Source organism: Enterobacter cloacae complex sp. IR5441 (assembly GCF_049238215.1).
GTDB classification, from domain to species: Bacteria; Pseudomonadota; Gammaproteobacteria; order Enterobacterales; family Enterobacteriaceae; genus Enterobacter; species Enterobacter hormaechei_C.
Genome location: NZ_JBMKIA010000001.1, coordinates 255,195 through 274,635 on the forward strand (window position 1 = coordinate 255,195; position 19,441 = coordinate 274,635).

Genomic DNA, 19,441 nt, shown 5'->3' on the forward strand with positions numbered 1-19,441 from the left:
GATAAAAATGCGCGTATTTTTTGCAATGCTGGTGCTGGTGGGTTTTGCTGTAGGAGCCGCAGAGCCAACGCAGACGTTTACTGACGACCTGAACCGCAACGTGGTGGTGCCGGTTAACCCGAAGCGGATTGTGTCCCTGCACGACCTGGATATCACCATTCCGCTGATCGAGCTTGGCGTACCGCCGGTTGCCAGCCATGGCCGCACCCGACCGGACGGCAGCCATTTTCTGCGTTCCAGCGGTATGCTGACGGGCATCGATTTTGATAATTCCGATATCACATTCATCGGCACCGCGGATATCGATATTGAAGCCATCGCCGCGGCGAAGCCGGATCTTATCATCACCGAGCCGACCCGCAACACGCCGGTCGAGCAGCTGGAAAAAATTGCCCCGACGGTGAGTATCGATCACCTCGACGGCGGCGCGCCGGAGATCTACCGCAAGCTGGCGCAGCTTACCGGGACAGAGGCGCGGCTGAAGATTCTGGAGCGTCGCTATCAGGAGCAGATCGAGGCGCTAAAGGCGACCATCGATACGAGCAAACTGACCGTCTCGGTGATTCAGGCCAATCAGGGCAAAATCAACGCCATGCACAGCTACCACTCGCTTGGGCGCGTGCTGCGCGACGCAGGGTTCAGGTTCCCGCCGCTGATTGAGAGCATCCCGGAGGGCGGGCGCATCGACGTCAGCGCCGAGCGCCTGCCGGAGCTGGATGCTGATTTTGTCTTTGCCACCTGGCGCGGGGACACCGGCGGAAAACCGCAGGACGAGCTGGCGGCGATGGATGCGGTGATGCCGGGCTGGTGTCAGTTTCTCAACGCCTGCCGAACCGGGCATTACGTGCTCATCTCCCGCGAGGAAGCGATCTCAAATTCATTTGCCTCGCTGGGGCTGATGGCCGCGCAGGTGCAGTCGCAGATAGCGGGCCGTCCGCTGCCGGAGGCCGCACAATGATCCGAAAAATTGATGTCTACGGCGACCGCCTCCGCTCGCGGGCGCACCTGCTGACGCCGCGTCTGCTGCAGGTGGCGAGCTATATCAATGAAAATCGTGAAGCGGTTATGGAGCAGACGGCAATGGAGATTGCCGCTGTGCTACACACCTCGGACGCCACCGTGGTGCGTGCCATTCAGGCGCTTGGGTTTGGCGGGCTGCGGGATCTCAAGCAGACCCTGGAGCAGTGGTTTGGCCCGGTGGTCACCTCCAGCGAGAAGATGTCCACCACGGTAAACACGCTTACCAGCGACGTCGACGCGAGCATCGATTTTGTGCTGGAAGGCCATCAGCACACCTGCGCGGTGTTGTCCGAACCGGGCAACCGCTACGCGATGGCGCAGGCCGTGTCGCTGCTGGCGCAGGCGAGACAGGTCGCTATTTTTGGCATTGGCGCATCCGGCATTCTGGCTGAGTACACCTCGCGACTGTTTAGCCGTATAGGCCTGCCTGCGATCCCGCTCAACCGCACCGGTATTGGCCTCGCCGAACAGCTGATTGCCCTACAGCGCGGTGACGTGCTGGTAATGATGGCGCAAAAATCCGCGCACCGGGAGGGGCAGACCACGCTGCGCGAAGCGAAGCGCCTGGGTATTCCCACCATTTTGCTGACCAACGCCACGGACTCGCGCTTTAGCAAAGAGGCAAGCGTAGTGATCCACGTCCCGCGCGGCGGCGAGAAGGGCAAAATCCCGCTGCACGGCACGGTACTGCTGTGCCTGGAGATGATTATTCTGTCCGTCGCCTCCACCGAGCCGCAGCGCACCATCAAGTCGATGAAGCGCATCAACGAGTTACACCGCGGATTAAAGCCGGGGAAAAAGAGCGGTTGATCTTCCCCCTCTCCCCGTGGGAGAGGGCTGGGGTGAGGGCGTCAAACCGCACGATGGTTCTTCCTGTACTGCAACGGCGTCTCGCCAATCCCCTTTTTAAAAGCGCTGATAAACCACGTCACGTCGGAAAATCCCGCCTGTGCGGCAATGTCACGCACGCTCGAATCCGTGTGGAGTAAACACTCGCACGCCTTACGCAATCTTAGCGTGTTCAGGTAGTCGTGAATTTTTTCGCCCGTTTCCGCATGGAATCTTCGCGATACGTAACTGCGTGATTTACCCAGCTCTTCGGCCAGCGCATCCAGACGAAATTTCTCCTGATAATGCTCGTCGAGCCAGAACATTACCTGGCTGGCGATCCCCTGGCTGTTGCCCGGCTCACCGTCGCGATCGTCGGGGAGCATCGCGAACAGGCCGATCAGCAGGCTGGCGATGCTCTCGCCGTTCATCGGCGGTTTATAGCAGCTAAACAGATGGTCGATATGGTGGTGACAGTGGGCTAAATCGGCGACCCACGCTTCGCCGCCACGGCGTGACAGCCGCTCCAGGCGCTGCCGGGTCTGGGGAAAATCCCGCAGGATCTTCAGCACCGCGTGCTGGTCGAGATGAATAATGGTGCGGCGGTAAATTGCCTCCGCCTGTTCGTCCACCATGACCTTGTGCAGCGTAAAAGGCGGGAAGAAAAACAGTCGTCCGGGGCGCATGGTGTAGTGACGATTATCGACAATCGCCACGCCATAGCCCTCTTCCACATAGAGGATCTCCAGACACTGATGCCAGTGATGGTAGCGCACCGTATTGGCAAACAGGCGGCTGAACGAGGCCACGGTATCATTCAGGGCGATCAGTTCCAGAAGGTCGGATGTCGGCGTGTCGCGCATAGTGCAATAAAACTCAACTTTTTCCCGTCTGATCGTCTTTATAAACCACCTTTTTAAATTTTCTCAACTGGAGGTTTATTCATCGTTCATGCCTGTGACATGGCTAACATTTCTGCCCCTTGCGGATTCACTATGCTTTGCCGCAGTTGATTACGAGGGCGAACCGATGTGGGCGGCAAACAAAGAAAAATCAAATCCGTTGTCTTCACGCCAGGAGGTAGTGGCGTCGTTGAATGCACTTTTACAGGCGTTGGACACGCAATTTCCGGCGAACCGTTCACGATTCCCGCTGGGCGACACCTGCGCCCATTACACAGCGGATATTGCGCAGATGGAGGGACTTTCCCGCGCGCTGTGGGGGCTGTTTCCGCTGATGGCATCTGGCGAAAGCACGCCGTTCAGCGAGAAGTACCTTACTGCCATTAAGCTTGGTACCGACCCGCAAAGCAGCGGCTACTGGGGTGAAACCGGCCCGTACGATCAGCGTCTGGTGGAGATGGCGGCCTACGGTCTGGGGCTCGCTCTGCTGGGGGATAAACTCACCGCGCACTTTACCGGGCGCGAGGTGATGAACCTGCACGCGTGGCTCAACCAAATCACCGACGCGCAGATGCCGGACAGCAACTGGAACTATTTTGCCATTATGGTCCAGCTCGGCTTTAAGCGCGCCGGCCTGCCGTACGATCGGGCCGCCATTGACCACCGCTTTGCGCTGATGGACGCCTACTACCTCGGCGACGGCTGGTATTCCGACGGTCCCGGTCGCCCGAAAGATTACTACATCTCCATGGCTTTCCATTTCTACGGCCTGATTTACGCCACGCTGAGTGACGACGAGGCGAGGGCGAAGGTGCTGCGCGAGCGCTCGCGTCTGTTCGCGGAAGACTTTATCTACTGGTCCGCCGCCGATGGCGCCTCGGTGCCGTTTGGCCGCAGCCTGACCTACCGCTTTGCCATGGTTGCCTTCTGGAGCGCGGTGGCCTTTTCTCAACTGGACGTCTTCACCCCGGGCATCGTGAAGGGCATTGTGCTGCGGCATCTGCGCTGGTGGCAGCAGCAGTCGATTGTCGATCGCGACGGTATTCTTACCCTGGGGTTTGCGTATCCGAACCTGGCGATGTGCGAGGATTACAACTCCCCCGGTTCACCGTACTGGGCGCTGAAAATCTATCTGATCCTGGCGCTGCCGGAAGCACACCCGTTCTGGCAGGCGGAAGAACAACCGCTGCCCACGCTTGCTGAAAAACATGTGATTCCGCATGCGCAGCAGATCCTGATGCATTCGAAAGATTCTCAGCACGTCGTCATGCTCACCGCCGGTCAGCTGGAGCTGAACAACTACGTCAACACCGAAGCGAAATACACCAAATTTGCCTACTCCAGCCGCTTCGGATTCACCCTTGAGCGCGGGCGTTTTGGCCTGAAGCATGCCGCCTGCGATTCCATGCTGCTGCTGGCGGACGGAGATGACTATTTCCGCGGTCGTCGCGAGTGCGAAGAGGTTCGGGTGGATGAAAATTACATTTTCTCGCGCTGGTCGCCGTGGCGCGACGTGCAGATTGCGACCTGGCAGATCCCGTTCGGGGAGTGGCACCTGCGCCTGCACCGTATCAACAGCGCGCGCACTCTGCAAACCGTCGAGGGCGGCTTTGCGGTGATGAAAACCGCCCACCAGGTGCGCGAACGCGGTTGTTATCTGTTGGCTGAAAACGGCAGCAGCGTCATTGTCGATCTTTCGCCGATCATTCATCGCCAGCCAGACAGCATCGTCACGCCGCCGAACAGCAGCATTATGTTTGCGGAGTGTGCCTCCATTCCGCTGTTAAAAGCTGACCTCCCGCAAGGGGAAAGCTGGCTCTGTTGCGCCGTTCTGGCTGGCGGAAAACAGCCCGCTGCGGCGACGCCGCAGCTGAATATAACCCATAACCAGGTCGTGATTAGCGAACCCGGAAGCGAACGTAAGCTGTCGTTCACATTATAAAAATCTGGCCCTACACCCCGGCGAGGATGATATGAAAAGCACATCGACAACCAACAGAACTGAATATTACAAAATCAGCAGCTTTATCTTTCTCTATTTCTTTACCTGGTCTGCCAGTATTGGTCTGCTGGCGATCTGGCTCGGTCAGAAAGCCAACCTGAGCGGATCGGTGATTGGAACCGTCTTTGCGGTGAACGGGATATTCTCCGTTATTCTCAAGCCGATCTACGGCTATATTCTCGATAAGATCGGCATGAGCAAATATCTGCTCTATTTTGTGGTGATCATGTCGGCCCTGATGGCGCCATTCTTTATTTATGTTTACCAGCCGCTGTTAATGTCTAATACCCTGCTGGGGATTATTATCGGCGCGCTCTATTTAAGCTTTGCCTGGTACGCGGGCGTGGCGGCGTGTGAATCCTATTCCGACCGCTTTAGCCGTTTGAATGGCATGGAGTTCGGGCAGATCCGTATGTGGGGATCGCTCGGCTGGGCGGTGGCGTCATCTTTCTCCGGCCTGCTGTTCAACCTCTCACCGGCGTATAACTTTATTCTCGGCAGCGTGGCGTCGGTGGTGATGCTGATTGTCCTTCTGAGCCTGAAAGTGAACACTAACTCCGCTCACGCAGGCGAGGTGCTGACGAAAGAGAAAATTGCCCCGTCCGACGTTTACGCCCTGCTGCGTAACCGCAAATTCTGGGCCTTCTGCCTGTACGTGGCGGGCGTGGCATGGATGATGTTTATCGCCGAGCAGCAATTCTCGCGCTATTTCGTCACCTTCTTCGATGATATTCATGAGGGCAACGCCGTATTCGGCTATCTCGGGACCGTACAGTCGGGCATGGAATTTGTCATGTATATGGTGGTCCCGCTGTTTGTGAACTTTATTGGCGCCAAACGCGGGCTGTTAATTGTCGGGCTGGTGGTTGGGGCGCGTCTGATTATTTCCGGCATGTGTGATTCACACTTGTTAATTTCAGTGCTTAAGCCGCTATACGGTCTGGAAATTTGTCTCCTGCTGGTGTCGGTATTTAAATATATCGCCGAGCATTTCGACAAGCGCGTCAATGCCACCATGTATTTACTCGGCTATCAGGCGATGCTCTACGTTGGCAACGTGGTGGTCTCTTCCCCTGCCGGCTATATGTATGACCGTATTGGCTTTGAGCACACCTATATCATCATGGGCGCAACGGCGCTGACCTTTACCCTTATTTCTGCTTTTACGTTATCCGCCTGTCAGAGCAAATGGCGCGGGGCTCGTGCGCTGAACGTAGCAGAAACGTCAACACGATAAATTACGCCGTCAAAGAAGGAACCGAAATATGTTAAGTCGTATCAAAGAAGAACGTCTACCTGTTATCGTTGCGCCCGTTGACTCCCGCGCATTCAGCGATGAACTGAATTCGGCGCGCAGCCACGTTCTCGACCTGATTAGCCGTCATTTAACGGAGTTCGGCGACAAATTCCCGGCGGAAACCTGCCAGAACGGTTTTTATCCGCTGACTGACAACGTGGAGTGGACCACCAGCTTCTGGACCGGGCAGCTGTGGCTGGCATGGGAGATGAGCGGCGAGGAAAAATTCCGCGCGATGGCGGAAAAACACGTGCGCTCGTTTGGCCTGCGCATCGCCGGGCGCAACGACACCAACACCCACGATTTAGGCTTCCTCTACACGCTCTCCTGCGTAGCCGCGTGGCGGCTGACCGGAAACCGCGAGGCGCGCGGCTTCTCGCTGCTGGCGGCGGAAGCCCTGCTGGAACGCTTCCACGAGAAGGCGAAAATCATCCAGGCGTGGGGCGATCTCTCCGATCCGGAGCAGGCCGGGCGGATGATCATCGACTGCAACATGAACCTGCCGCTGCTCTACTGGGCAACGGAGCAGACGGGCGATCCGCGCTTTGCCGACGCCGCAAAAGCGCACGTCATGCAGGCCGCGACATACCTCATTCGTGACGATGCCTCCACCTTCCACACCTACTATATGGATGTGGCAACCGGCGCACCGCGCTACGGCAACACCCAGCAGGGCTACGCCGACGACTCCTGCTGGTCGCGCGGGCAGGCTTGGGGCATTTACGGTTTCCTGCTGAGCTATATCTATACCGGCGACGAAACGATGATCGCCCTGTCAAAACGGCTGGCGAACTACTTCCTCAATCGCCTGCCGGAAGACTACGTCTGCCACTGGGATCTGGCGCTGGTGGGCACCGACGCACTGCGTGATTCTTCCTCGGCGGCAATTGCGGTGTGTGGACTGCTGGAGCTGGTGAAACATCTGCCGGTCACAGATCCGGATCGCGAATGTTACCTCGAATGGGCGAAAGGGATTATGTCCTCGCTGACAAAGCACTATCTGATGGGCAAAGAAGAGAAGGGCAGCGGGCTGCTTAAGCACTCTGTGTATCACCTGGCGAGCAAGAAAGGCGTGGATGAGTGCGCGAGCTGGGGCGATTACTTCTACGTTGAGGCACTGGTGCGTTTTACGCAGAGCTGGAAACTGTACTGGTAAAAACAGTCGGGGGGTAACCCCCGACAGAGGGATCACGCTTTCGGAATACGCAGCGTCTGGCCGGGATAGATCTTATCCGGGCTGGAGAGCATTGGGCGGTTAGCCTCAAAAATCTTATTGTACTGGTTGGCATCGCCGTACACGGTTTTAGAGATTGCGCTCAGGGTATCGCCGGATTTCACCGTATAGTAGGTGGCTTCATCTTTGGCATCTGTCGCGGTGATATTGTTCTCCACTTCGCTGACGCCCGCGATGTTGCCGACGGCGACCTGGATTTTTTCTTTCTGCTCCTGCGTCAGCCCGTCGCCCGTCACGCTGGCCTTGCCGTCAGTGACGTTAACCTGAACCTTATCGGAACCGGGAATGTTGAGTTTCTTGAGGTGCTCGGTGATTTTGTCGCCCTGACCTTTATGATCGGTCAGGTTATCCCACAGCTTTTCGCCTGCTTCTTTTACGAAGTTAAAAAGTCCCATTCCATCCTCCTGTTAAACATGAAGTCAGAATAAGCATAGCAGTTGAGTGTTAAGGTGATAAAAAAAGCCCGGTGGCGTTAACGCTTACCGGGCCCGGGAGGGAAGTTGTAGGCCGGGTAAACGCAGTGCCACCCGGCAAATTTCACAGAACTTAAACCCCTTGCTCCAGAATACGGATGTGGGTTTCCAGAACGTCCCCTTTCACCGCGTCGCTCCACGCTTTCATATGCGCGGTCTGCAAATGCGCTTCAAGGTGCGCGACGGTTTCCCACTGCTCAACCATGATGATTGAGTCTGGCGCGGTCGCCTGGAAGCTTGCGCTGGTGGCGGCGTCCACCATCGGCGCGTAGCCGTGGCAGCCTTCTTCTTTCAGTACGGTCGGGATGATCTTCGCGAACTCATCCAGTACCGCCTGGCGGTGATGTTGGCCAGGACGCGTACGGATTTCAGCAATAACGGTAAGCATAATTAACTCCTTCTAATTCCAGGCTACCAGTTAAGCAAAAATTTCCGCGAGATGCTTGCGATATTCTGCGATATAGCGCGGGACGTCCGGCATTTTAATCACGTCGTTGACGATAAAGGTCGGCAGCGGCTCCATCCCCAGGAACTGATTCGCCTTGTGGAACGGCAGATACGCGCCGTCTACGCCCACGCCTTCGAAGAACTGATCTTGCTCAGTGAAGGCTTCAAGCGGGGCATTCCAGGTCAGGGAGAGCATGTATTTCTTGCCCTGAATCAGGCCGCCGGAACCGTATTTTTTAGACGCGTCTGAGCGGGTGCGACCGTCGCTGGCATACAGCGAACCGTGACCTTCGGTAAACACATCGTCCATGTATTTTTTCACGGTCCACGGTGCGCCCATCCACCAGCCCGGCATCTGCCAGATAACCACGTCGGCCCACAGGAAGTTCTGCACTTCGGCCTTCACGTCGTAATCGCTGTCCGCGCGCACGACCTTAACATCATGTCCGGCGTCGCGCAGGAAACCATCCGCGACCTCGGTCAGGGTGTCATTCAGCTGGCCTTTAGAGTGCGCAAATTCTTTCGCGCCGTTGATAATCAGAATGTTGCTCATTATTTGTCCTCGATGATGAGAGTATGCCGGGTATTCTACGCGCGAGGACGGAGCGGAAAAATAAGCAAAATGTGCAAAGTCTTTTGCGCAGAGCGCAATAATGGCTACCAGCTGACGGTCACCTCAAAGCCCCCTTCCGGCGCATTGCCCAGCGAGACGCGCATCCCGTGCAACGCCGCGATACGCTTGACGATAGACAACCCCAGACCGCTGCCGGTGGCGTCCTGGCCCGGTGGACGATAAAAGCGCTCGCCGAGACGCGCCAGCGCATCGGATGAAATGCCCGGGCCGTTGTCGCGCACGGTAAAGGTTTGGGTATTCAGCGTCACGTCCACCACGCTGCCGCGCGGGCTGTAACGAACGGCGTTGTCCAGCAGGTTACGCGCCAGCAGGCTCAGCAGCAGCGGCTGTCCGTGACGCATCACCTCGGGCGCGTTGACGTTGAGCCGAATATCAATGCCCGCCTGCTGCGCCGGATGCCAGATATCCAGCACCGCGGATTGCAGCAAATCGGCCATCATCACGGGTTCGACGTCATCAAGATTATCCAGTGAATCCAGGCGCGACAGGGTGAGAAGCTGGTCCACCAGCCGGGAGGCGCGGTCGATGCCCGCATGCAGCTGCCCCAGCGCTTTAGACTGCGCCCCGGGATCGTCAAAGGAAAGCTGCGCCACGTCGGTTTGCACCTTCAGCGCGGCCAGCGGGCTGCGCAACTCATGGGCGGCATCCGAGGTGAAGCGGCGCTCGCGGGCCATCATCTCCTGCGTACGGGCGAAAAGATGGTTAAGCGCATCAAGCAGCGGGCGAACCTCCGTCGGCACGCCGTGGGTGGGCAGCGTATCGGTCGCATCCGGCGAGCGCGAGCGCAGGGTCCGCGCCAGTTTTTTCAGCGGTTTCAGTTCCCGGCTCAGCAGAACAATCAGCAACAAAAGCATGACGGGCAGCGCCACCAGCCACGGCGTCAGCTGCGAGCTGACCACGTCCAGCGCCATATCCTGTCGGTACTCCCACTCCTGGCCAACCACCACGCGGTATTTCCCGTCCGGAGAAGTCAGCCACAGGAAACGCCATTCGTCGTTGTCATCCTGCAACCGACCGTCATCAAACCCGTCCCGGCGGTAGAGGTAAGGTATGTCGCGCCCGTTTTCGCCGTCGTTAAGCACCATGCTGCCGTCGGCGGTGAAGATTGCGAAGGCCAGCGCATCGTCGTCCAGATGGCCGTGTTTGGCTTTTTTCGGTACCTCGCGCATGCGTTCCGGGGCGCGAAGTTCGTCCACGTCCATCGTCAGCAGCCGTTTGGCAAACAGCATCTGCTGGGTATCGAACAGCTTATCGAGCTTGTCGGTCGTCTGGTGCCAGGCCACCACGCTTGCGGCAAACCAGGCCGCCAGGGACAGCAACAAAAAGAGGAGCGTCAGGCGCAGCTTCAGGCTCAGGCGTTGGGTCAGTTTCATGCGTCACCCAGGGTATAACCGATGCCGTGCACGGTGCGGATAAATTCGCTGCCGAGCTTGCGGCGTAAATGATGAACGTGGACTTCGACGGCGTTGCTGGAGACGTCATCATCCCAGTTGTAGAGTTTCTCCTCGATGGTCTTGCGCGGCAGCACGCGGCCCGCGTTGCGCATCAGCAGCTCCAGCAGGGCGAACTCTTTGGGTTTGAGCACCAGCGTTTCGCCCTCCAGTGTGGCGACAAGGCTTGCCGGATCGAGCGTGACCTTGCCGTGACGCAGCTCGCTGCGCGCCTGACCGTGGCTGCGGCGCATCAGCGCTTCAAGGCGGGCCGCCACTTCAATCAGCGCGAACGGCTTACACAGGTAATCATCCGCCCCCAGGCGTAACCCTTCGACGCGCTGATTCAGCGCATCCCGCGCGGTCAGGATCAGCACCGGTTCGCTCTTACCGCTTTCGCGCCAGGCGCGCAGGATCTCAAGCCCGTCGATTTCTGGCAGCGTCAGGTCCAGCACCACGGCATCATACGGCGCGGTGTACAGGGCCGACTGCCCGGTTTTACCGTCGGTAAACCAGTCCACGTTAAAGCCCATTTTGCTTAAGCCCGCTTTGATGCCGTCGCCGATGAGCCTGTCGTCTTCTACCAGTAAAATGCGCATATTTCCTCCTTGATGCCGTCAGTAAACCTTCTGCAAGCGCCTGCTGTACAGTAAAAATAAATAAATTTTCCCCTTAAGAAGTTGTTAAGGTTTACCCTGTTTAATGGATTGTGAAACGACATTAAAGGGAGAGATAAAGATGAAAAAATTCGCTGCAATTGCTGCCATCATGATGATGACCACGGCCCCTGTCTTTGCTGCACAGGGTGGCTTCTCTGGCCCATCTGCGACACAGAACCAGACGCAAACCCAGCAGGGTGGCTTTGTCGATAACAACGCCAACCTCACCACCGCGGCTAAAGTGAAAGACCTGAAGGACGATGCCTGGGTGAAGCTGCGCGGGAACATTACCGAGCGCCTGTCCGATGACCGTTACACCTTCCGCGATGAGAGCGGCACGGTGGTGGTGGAGATCGACCACAAGCGCTGGAACGGCGTGACGGTGACGCCCCAGGATAAAGTCGAACTCCAGGGTAAAATCGATAAAGACTGGAACGAGTTTGAAATCGACGTGAAGCAGGTTATCAAGCTGAACAAATAACCCGGAAAGGGCCGCTTATGCGGCCCTTTTTCTTTGTGACTCAACTCGCCAGATGAGGTAGTATCTGCGGCAATATTGCCTGAAACCCATCGGTTTCTGAGTTGAGGAATCACACGTAATGAGCGATATGGCAGAGCGCCTCGCGCTACATGAATTCACGGAAAACGCCTACCTGAACTACTCCATGTACGTCATCATGGACAGGGCGTTGCCGTTTATCGGGGATGGCCTGAAGCCCGTTCAGCGCCGCATCGTCTATGCGATGTCCGAACTGGGACTGAATGCTACCGCCAAGTTTAAGAAATCCGCCCGTACCGTCGGCGACGTGCTGGGTAAATACCATCCGCACGGCGACATCGCCTGCTATGAAGCGATGGTGCTGATGGCCCAGCCGTTCTCTTATCGCTATCCGCTGGTGGATGGCCAGGGGAACTGGGGGGCGCCGGACGATCCGAAATCCTTCGCGGCAATGCGTTATACCGAATCCCGCCTGTCTAAATATGCCGAAGTGCTGTTGGGCGAGCTGGGGCAGGGGACGGTCGACTGGGTGCCAAACTTCGACGGTACGATGCAGGAGCCGAAGATGCTGCCTGCGCGTCTGCCGAACATCCTGCTGAACGGCACGACCGGTATCGCCGTGGGCATGGCGACGGACATTCCGCCGCACAACCTGCGTGAAGTGGCAAAAGCCGCCATCACCCTGATTGAGCAGCCGAAAACCTCGCTGGACGATCTGCTGGATATTGTGCAGGGGCCGGACTATCCGACCGAAGCCGAGATCATCACCTCGCGCGCGGAAATCCGCAAAATCTACCAGAACGGCCGTGGCTCCGTGCGCATGCGCGCGGTGTGGACCAAAGAAGACGGGGCCGTGGTGATCACCGCGCTGCCGCACCAGGTGTCCGGTGCGAAGGTGCTGGAGCAGATCGCCTCCCAGATGCGCAATAAAAAGCTGCCGATGGTGGACGACCTGCGCGACGAATCGGACCACGAAAACCCGACCCGTCTGGTGATCGTGCCGCGCTCTAACCGCGTGGACATGGAGCAGGTGATGAACCACCTGTTCGCCACTACCGATCTGGAAAAAAGCTACCGCATCAACCTGAACATGATTGGTCTGGACGGTCGTCCGGCGGTGAAAAACCTGCTGGAGATCCTCACCGAATGGCTGGCCTTCCGCCGCGATACGGTGCGCCGTCGTCTGAACCATCGTCTGGAAAAAGTGCTTAAGCGCCTGCATATCCTCGAAGGTTTGCTGGTGGCGTTCCTCAACATTGACGAAGTGATCGAGATCATTCGTACCGAGGACGAACCTAAGCCTGCCCTGATGTCGCGCTTTGGCATCAGCGAAACCCAGGCCGAAGCGATCCTCGAACTGAAATTGCGCCATCTCGCCAGACTGGAAGAGATGAAGATCCGCGGCGAGCAGAACGAGCTGGAAAAAGAGCGCGATCAGCTTCAGGCGATTCTGGCATCCGAGCGCAAGATGAACACCCTGCTGAAGAAAGAGTTGCAGGCCGATGCCGACGCCTTTGGCGACGACCGTCGTTCTCCGCTGCACGAGCGCGAAGAGGCGAAGGCGATGAACGAGCACGACATGCTGCCTTCCGAGCCGGTGACCATCGTGCTTTCCCAGAGCGGCTGGGTACGTAGCGCCAAAGGCCACGATATCGACGCGCCGGGTCTGAGCTACAAATCCGGTGACAGCTTCAAGGCGGCGGTGAAGGGCAAGAGTAACCAGCCGGTGGCGTTCATCGACTCCACGGGCCGCAGCTACGCCATCGACCCGATCACGCTGCCGTCTGCGCGCGGCCAGGGCGAACCGCTAACTGGCAAGCTGACGCTGCCGCCGGGCGCCACGGTGGACCATATGCTGATGGAGGCCGACGATCAAAAACTGCTGATGGCGTCTGATGCGGGCTACGGCTTTATCTGTACCTTCAACGATCTGGTGTCGCGTAACCGTGCTGGTAAGGCGCTGATTAGCCTGCCGGATAACGCACACGTCATGCCGCCGCTGATCATCGAGAACGAAAGCGACATGCTGCTGGCGATCACAGCTGCCGGACGCATGCTGATGTTCCCGGTCAGCGATCTGCCGGAGCTGTCGAAAGGGAAGGGCAACAAGATCATCAGTATCCCGTCAGCGGAAGCGGCAAAAGGCGTCGATGGCCTCGCGCATCTCTTCCTGCTGCCGCCGCAGAGCACGCTGACCATTCATGTCGGCAAGCGTAAAATCAAACTGCGTCCGGAAGAGTTGCAGAAGGTGGTGGGTGAGCGTGGACGTCGCGGCTCACTGATGCGCGGCCTCCAGCGAATCGACCGCGTGGAGATCGACTCGCCGGCGCGCAGCAAAGCGGATGACAGCGAAGAGTAACCTGTTTCATCCCCCCTCTTTCCGGAGGGGGAATTACCATAAAATTTCCCGTAAAAACGTTGTTAATTCGTGCGTTGCGATTAACAATACGCGCTCGTAATAAAGTCCTTACCTGGCCACAGGTGAAGTATAATTGTCAGCTGTCAGGGCTTCAGAGGTCGCTATGCTATACATTGTTCGTCTCATTCTTACCGTTATTTATTGCATTCTGGTCTGTATTTTCGGATCGATTTATTGCCTGTTCAGCCCGCGTAACCCAAAGCATGTCGCGACGTTTGGCCACATGTTTGGTCGTCTTGCGCCGCTGTTTGGCCTGAAGGTTGAAAAGCGTCTGCCTGAAGGGGCGGAGAATTTCGGTAACGCCATCTATATCGCTAACCATCAGAACAACTACGATATGGTGACGGCCTCAAATATTGTTCTTCCGCCGACCGTAACCGTGGGTAAAAAAAGCCTGCTGTGGATCCCGTTTTTCGGTCAGCTGTACTGGCTCACCGGTAACTTACTGATTGACCGTAACAACCGCGCCAAAGCGCATGGCACCATTGCGGAAGTGGTGGATCAGTTTAAAAAGCGCCGGATTTCCATCTGGATGTTCCCGGAAGGGACGCGCAGCCGTGGTCGCGGCCTGCTGCCGTTTAAGACCGGCGCGTTTCATGCTGCAATTGCGGCAGGCGTTCCAATTATTCCCGTGTGTGTTTCCAATACATCGAATAAGATTAATCTTAACCGTCTGAATAACGGACTGGTCATTGTCGAAATGCTGCCGCCGGTAGATACCTCAAAATACGGTAAAGACCAGGTGCGCGAGCTGGCCACGCACTGCCGCGAGCTGATGGCTCAGCATATTGCGCAGCTCGATAAAGAAGTTGCAGAGCGAGAAGCCGCCGGTAAGATTTGACCCGGTGTCGTGTAAGGGAAAACGAATTCCCGCGTTGTTAGTCGTTTCAGATGGAGCTTATATGTCACTCAGTCGGCGTCAGTTTATTCAGGCTTCGGGTATCGCCCTTTGTGCGGGTGCGATGCCGCGGACAGCCAGCGCCGCCGGGCAGCAACAGCCGCTGCCTATTCCGCCGTTGATTGAATCCCGTCGCGGGCAGCCGCTATTCCTCACGCTTCAGCGTAGCCACTGGTCCTTTACCCAGGGAACGCGCGCGCAGGTATGGGGCATTAACGGACGCTACCTCGGGCCGACCATTCGCGTGTGGAATGGCGATGACGTTAAGCTCATCTACAGTAACCGTACGACGGAAAATGTCGCGATGACCGTCAGTGGTTTGCAGGTGCCGGGGCCGCTGATTGGCGGCGCGGCACGCATGATGTCGCCGAATGCCGACTGGGCGCCCGTCCTCCCGATTCGTCAGAGCGCGGCGACATTGTGGTATCACGCCAACACCCCGAACCGCACCGCCCAGCAGGTCTACAACGGCCTGGCCGGAATGTGGCTGATTGAAGATGAGGTCAGCAAAACGCTGCCGATCCCGAATCACTACGGCGTCGATGATTTCCCGATCATTATTCAGGACAAGCGGCTGGATAACTTCGGCACGCCGGAGTACAGCGAGCCGGGCAGCGGTGGTTTTGTGGGCGATACGCTGCTGGTTAACGGCGCGCAAAGCCCGTATGTTGAAGTGTCTCGTGGCTGGGTGCGCCTGCGTCTGCTGAATGCTTCTAACTCGCGTCGCTATCAGTTGCAGATGAGCGACGGCCGCGCGCTGCACGTGATTTCAGGCGATCAGGGGTTATTACCTGCGCCGGTGTCGGTAAAACAGCTGGCGCTGGCACCGGGCGAACGTCGTGAGATCCTCGTGGATATGACCAACGGGGATGAAGTGTCCGTGACCTGCGGCGAAGCGGCAAGCATTGTTGACCGTATTCGTGGCTTCTTTGAACCATCGAGCGTTCTGGTCTCCACGCTGGTGCTGACGCTGCGCCCGACCGGCCTGTTGCCGCTGGTGACCGACAGCCTGCCGATGCGCCTGCTGCCGCAGGAGATTGTGACCGGCCCGGCAGTACGCAGTCGCGATATCAGCCTTGGCGACGATCCGGGCATCAACGGTGCGCTGTGGGACGTAAACCGCATTGATATCACCGCCCAACAGGGAACATGGGAGCGCTGGACCGTCCGCTCGGAGATGCCGCAGTCGTTCCATATTGAAGGGGTGTCATTCCTGATCCGCAACGTCAACGGGGCGATGCCGTTCCCGGAAGACAGGGGTTGGAAAGATACCGTCTGGGTGGATGGCCAGGTCGAACTGCTCGTCTACTACGGTCAGCCTTCCTGGCCGCACTTCCCGTTCCTGTTCCACAGCCAGACGCTGGAGATGATGGACAGGGGATCGGTAGGGCAGATGCTGGTGAATCCGGCACCATAAAACGCTTTCTCCCTCTCCCTGTGGGAGAGGGTTGGGGTGAGGGCAACAGCCCGCACAATACCCCTTCATTTCCCCCGGTAAACCAGCGTATAATCCCGCTCCTTTTGTCTATTTTTTCTTCGGAAGCATTATGAGCGCTATTTCCCTGATCCAGCCGGATCGCGACCTCTTCTCCTGGCCCCAGTACTGGGCAGCCTGCTTTGGACCGGCGCCGTTCCTGCCGATGTCCCGGGAAGAGATGGATCAACTGGGCTGGGACAGCTGCGATATCATTCTGGTGACGGGCGATGCGTATGTCGATCACCCGAGCTTTGGCATGGCGATCTGTGGCCGTATGCTTGAAGCCCAGGGCTTCCGCGTGGGGATCATCTCCCAGCCTGACTGGAACAGCAAAGACGACTTTATGCGACTGGGCAAGCCTAACCTGTTCTTCGGCGTGACCGCGGGCAACATGGACTCGATGATCAACCGCTATACCGCCGACCGTAAGCTGCGCCATGACGACGCTTACACGGCTGACAACGTGGCGGGTAAACGTCCCGATCGCGCGACCCTCGTCTACACCCAGCGATGCAAAGAAGCATGGAAAGACGTGCCGGTGATCCTGGGCGGCATCGAGGCGAGCCTGCGCCGCACCGCACACTACGACTACTGGTCTGATACCGTGCGCCGTTCGGTGCTGGTGGATTCGAAAGCCGACATGCTGATCTTCGGCAACGGCGAGCGTCCGCTGGTGGAGGTGGCGCATCGCCTGGCGCAGGGTGAACCGGTCAGCGAGATCCGCGACGTGCGCAACACCGCGATCATGGTGAAAGAGGCGCTGCCGGGCTGGAGCGGGGTGGATTCCCGCATTATCGATATGCCGGGCAAAATCGACCCTATCCCACATCCGTACGGTGACGATCTGCCGTGCGCGGATAACAAACCGGTTGAGCCGAAGAAAGCGGAAGCAAAGGCCGTGGTGGTGCAGCCGCCGCGTCCGAAGCCGTGGGAAAAAACCTATGTGCTGCTGCCGTCTTACGAAAAAGTAAAAAGCGATAAAGTACTTTACGCCCACGCGTCGCGCATCTTACACCATGAAACCAACCCCGGCTGCGCGCGCGCTCTGATGCAAAAGCACGGCGAGCGCTATATCTGGGTTAACCCACCGGCGATCCCGCTCTCTACCGAAGAGATGGACAGCGTCTTTGCTCTGCCGTACAAGCGTGTGCCGCATCCGTCATATGGCAACAGCCGTATTCCGGCGTACGAGATGATCCGTTTCTCAATCAACATCATGCGCGGCTGCTTCGGCGGGTGCTCATTCTGTTCGATCACCGAACATGAAGGCCGTATTATTCAGAGCCGTTCCGAAGAGTCGATTGTTAACGAGATCGAAGCGATTCGCGACACGGTGCCGGGCTTTACCGGCGTGATCTCCGATCTGGGTGGTCCAACGGCCAACATGTACATGCTGCGCTGTAAATCGCCGCGCGCCGAGCAGACCTGCCGTCGTCTCTCCTGCGTCTATCCGAGCATTTGCGAGCATATGGACACCAACCACGAGCCGACTATCAATCTCTACCGTCGCGCCCGTGACCTGAAAGGCATCAAGAAGATCCTGATCGCCTCCGGCGTGCGTTACGACATTGCGGTGGAAGATCCGCGCTACATCAAAGAGCTGGCGACGCACCACGTTGGCGGTTATCTGAAGATCGCCCCGGAGCACACCGAAGAAGGCCCGCTGTCCAAAATGATGAAGCCGGGCATGGGCAGCTATGACCGCTTTAAACAGCTGTTTGATACCTATTCAAAACAGGCGGGAAAAGAGCAGTATCTGATCCCATATTTCATCTCCGCACACCCCGGCACCCGTGATGAAGACATGGTGAACCTGGCGCTGTGGCTGAAGCAGCGTCGATTCCGTCTGGATCAGGTGCAGAACTTCTATCCGTCGCCGCTCGCCAACTCGACGACCATGTATTACACCGGCAAAAACCCGCTGAGTAAGATTGGTTATAAGAGCGAAGACGTGGTGGTGCCGAAAGGGGATAAACAGCGCCGTCTGCATAAAGCGCTGCTGCGCTATCACGATCCGAAAAACTGGCCGCTGATCCGTCAGGCGCTGGAAGAGATGGGGAAAAAGCACCTGATCGGCTCGCGTCGTGATTGCCTGGTGCCAGCGCCAACGCTGGAAGAGATGCGCGAAGCGCGCCGCCAGAACCGCAACACGCGCCCGGCGCTGACCAAGCACACGCCGATTGCGCATCAGCGTTCGAACGGTGATACGGGAACGAAGAAGAACGTAAAACGTAAGACCGGTTAACCTGTAACAATGCCCGGTGGCGCTGCGCTTACCGGGCCTACAGGTCTAACCCTCTCCCCTCCGGGGAGAGGGCAGGGTGAGGGGATTACCCGCCAAACTGATCCGGGTCCGGCCCAAGCCGTTTGCCCTGATCCAGCTTCGCAATTTCACCCAGCTCGTCTTTATCCAGGCGGAAATCCCAGACGTCGAAGTTCTCGGCGATACGCGATGGCGTGACCGATTTCGGGATCACCACCAGACCGCTATCCAGATGCCAGCGAATGACGATCTGCGCCGGGGTTTTACCGTACTTATCCGCCAGTTCACGGATGATTTTCTGGTCAAACACCCCTTCGCCGCCCTGAGCCAACGGGCTCCAGGATTCGGTCTGGATCTTGTGCGTGGCGTTCCATGAATGAAGCTGGCGCTGCTGCATCAGCGGATGCAGCTCAATCTGGTTAATCACCGGCGCGACGCCCGTTTCATCAATCAGGCGTTGCAGATGATGAACCTGGAAATTACAGACGCCGATGCTTTTTATCAGCCCCTCTTTTTGCAGTTCAATCATCCCTTTCCAGGCATCAACGTAATGGTCGATAGCCGGTACCGGCCAGTGCATGAGATAAAGATCGACGAAATCGAGCTGGAGTTTCTCCAGACTCTCCTGCAACGCTTCGCGGGGACGCTTTTGATCGTCGTTCCACAGCTTGGTGGTGATGAAAAGCTCATCCCGGGGAACGCCGGCGCTGGTAAGCGCTTTTCCCACGCCGTCCTCGTTTTTATAGGCGGCGGCGGTATCGATGGACCGATAGCCGACTTCCAGGGCTTTATGAATGGCGGAGACGACCTCGTCGTTACCGGCTTTCCATACACCTAGCCCCAGCTGGGGCATCACGTTGCCGTCCTGTAGCTTGATTACGGTTTGGTTTGCCATTTTTCCTCCTTCAGGTGCTCATCGCCGGAGGGAACCTCCGACGATGTGATGTGCATTAAGTCTG

Annotated in this window: 17 protein-coding genes; 10 read left to right on the top strand and 7 right to left on the bottom strand. The window is 57.6% G+C overall.

The window, feature by feature from the left end:
- Nucleotides 1-7: 7 nt before the first annotated feature.
- Nucleotides 8-958 (top strand): iron-siderophore ABC transporter substrate-binding protein, encoded by a 951-nt coding sequence (locus ACOTX5_RS01220; RefSeq protein ID WP_039269747.1) that lies wholly within the window; start codon nucleotides 8-10, stop codon nucleotides 956-958.
- A complete protein-coding gene (locus ACOTX5_RS01225) occupies nucleotides 955-1,830 on the top strand; it encodes a MurR/RpiR family transcriptional regulator (RefSeq protein ID WP_039269749.1) in 876 nt (291 codons plus the stop codon). Before ACOTX5_RS01220 ends, ACOTX5_RS01225 begins: the two co-directional genes overlap by 4 nt.
- A gap of 41 nt (nucleotides 1,831-1,871) precedes the next feature.
- Here ACOTX5_RS01225 and ACOTX5_RS01230 read toward each other — a convergent pair whose 3' ends face one another.
- Nucleotides 1,872-2,711 (bottom strand): AraC family transcriptional regulator, encoded by an 840-nt coding sequence (locus ACOTX5_RS01230; RefSeq protein WP_045911491.1) that lies wholly within the window; start codon nucleotides 2,709-2,711, stop codon nucleotides 1,872-1,874.
- A gap of 166 nt (nucleotides 2,712-2,877) precedes the next feature.
- Between ACOTX5_RS01230 and ACOTX5_RS01235 the strand changes: the two genes are divergently transcribed.
- From ACOTX5_RS01235 to ACOTX5_RS01245, 3 genes are read left to right on the top strand one after another with little or no spacing between them, the layout of a single operon-like run.
- Nucleotides 2,878-4,692, top strand: coding sequence for a DUF2264 domain-containing protein (locus tag ACOTX5_RS01235; protein WP_045911490.1), 1,815 nt, complete (start codon nucleotides 2,878-2,880; stop codon nucleotides 4,690-4,692).
- Between the two features lie 31 nt (nucleotides 4,693-4,723).
- A complete protein-coding gene (locus ACOTX5_RS01240) occupies nucleotides 4,724-5,989 on the top strand; it encodes an oligosaccharide MFS transporter (RefSeq protein ID WP_015571880.1) in 1,266 nt (421 codons plus the stop codon).
- Between the two features lie 28 nt (nucleotides 5,990-6,017).
- On the top strand, nucleotides 6,018-7,205 hold the full coding sequence (locus ACOTX5_RS01245; RefSeq protein WP_045911489.1) for a glycoside hydrolase family 88 protein: 1,188 nt from the start codon (nucleotides 6,018-6,020) through the stop codon (nucleotides 7,203-7,205).
- Nucleotides 7,206-7,237: 32 nt separating this feature from the next.
- On the opposite strand, the gene lysM is transcribed toward ACOTX5_RS01245, so the two are convergent.
- From lysM to qseB, 5 genes are all read right to left on the bottom strand, one after another.
- Entirely contained in the window at nucleotides 7,238-7,678 is a 441-nt protein-coding gene (gene lysM / locus ACOTX5_RS01250) for a peptidoglycan-binding protein LysM (protein ID WP_014885249.1), read from the bottom strand.
- 151 nt (nucleotides 7,679-7,829) lie between these two features.
- The gene (locus tag ACOTX5_RS01255) at nucleotides 7,830-8,144 is read right to left on the bottom strand and encodes a putative quinol monooxygenase (RefSeq protein ID WP_003862506.1); all 315 of its coding nucleotides are present in this window, start codon (nucleotides 8,142-8,144) and stop codon (nucleotides 7,830-7,832) included.
- A 30-nt stretch (nucleotides 8,145-8,174) separates the two neighbouring features.
- Nucleotides 8,175-8,756, bottom strand: coding sequence for an NAD(P)H-dependent oxidoreductase (locus ACOTX5_RS01260; RefSeq protein ID WP_015571876.1), 582 nt, complete (start codon nucleotides 8,754-8,756; stop codon nucleotides 8,175-8,177).
- Nucleotides 8,757-8,860: 104 nt separating this feature from the next.
- On the bottom strand, nucleotides 8,861-10,210 hold the full coding sequence (gene qseC, locus ACOTX5_RS01265; RefSeq protein ID WP_045911488.1) for a quorum sensing histidine kinase QseC: 1,350 nt from the start codon (nucleotides 10,208-10,210) through the stop codon (nucleotides 8,861-8,863).
- Nucleotides 10,207-10,866: a quorum sensing response regulator transcription factor QseB gene (gene qseB / locus ACOTX5_RS01270; RefSeq protein ID WP_045911487.1), complete on the bottom strand. Its 660-nt coding sequence runs from the start codon at nucleotides 10,864-10,866 to the stop codon at nucleotides 10,207-10,209. The genes qseC and qseB overlap by 4 nt, the downstream gene beginning before the upstream one ends.
- A 139-nt stretch (nucleotides 10,867-11,005) precedes the next feature.
- Here qseB and ACOTX5_RS01275 point away from each other — a divergent pair, with 139 nt between their 5' ends.
- From ACOTX5_RS01275 to ACOTX5_RS01295, 5 genes are all read left to right on the top strand, one after another.
- Nucleotides 11,006-11,407, top strand: a complete 402-nt coding sequence (locus ACOTX5_RS01275; protein WP_003862501.1) for a YgiW/YdeI family stress tolerance OB fold protein — start codon at nucleotides 11,006-11,008, stop codon at nucleotides 11,405-11,407.
- A 118-nt stretch (nucleotides 11,408-11,525) separates the two neighbouring features.
- Entirely contained in the window at nucleotides 11,526-13,784 is a 2,259-nt protein-coding gene (gene parC, locus ACOTX5_RS01280; RefSeq protein ID WP_032619018.1) for a DNA topoisomerase IV subunit A, read from the top strand.
- A 163-nt stretch (nucleotides 13,785-13,947) separates the two neighbouring features.
- Nucleotides 13,948-14,685, top strand: coding sequence for a 1-acylglycerol-3-phosphate O-acyltransferase (gene plsC, locus ACOTX5_RS01285; RefSeq protein WP_003862497.1), 738 nt, complete (start codon nucleotides 13,948-13,950; stop codon nucleotides 14,683-14,685).
- 61 nt (nucleotides 14,686-14,746) lie between these two features.
- On the top strand, nucleotides 14,747-16,159 hold the full coding sequence (gene ftsP / locus ACOTX5_RS01290) for a cell division protein FtsP (protein ID WP_017384056.1): 1,413 nt from the start codon (nucleotides 14,747-14,749) through the stop codon (nucleotides 16,157-16,159).
- A 130-nt stretch (nucleotides 16,160-16,289) separates the two neighbouring features.
- Nucleotides 16,290-18,464 (top strand): YgiQ family radical SAM protein, encoded by a 2,175-nt coding sequence (locus ACOTX5_RS01295; protein ID WP_063945137.1) that lies wholly within the window; start codon nucleotides 16,290-16,292, stop codon nucleotides 18,462-18,464.
- A gap of 85 nt (nucleotides 18,465-18,549) precedes the next feature.
- Here ACOTX5_RS01295 and dkgA read toward each other — a convergent pair whose 3' ends face one another.
- The gene (dkgA, locus tag ACOTX5_RS01300) at nucleotides 18,550-19,377 is read right to left on the bottom strand and encodes a 2,5-didehydrogluconate reductase DkgA (protein ID WP_032655034.1); all 828 of its coding nucleotides are present in this window, start codon (nucleotides 19,375-19,377) and stop codon (nucleotides 18,550-18,552) included.
- Nucleotides 19,378-19,441: the final 64 nt, after the last annotated feature.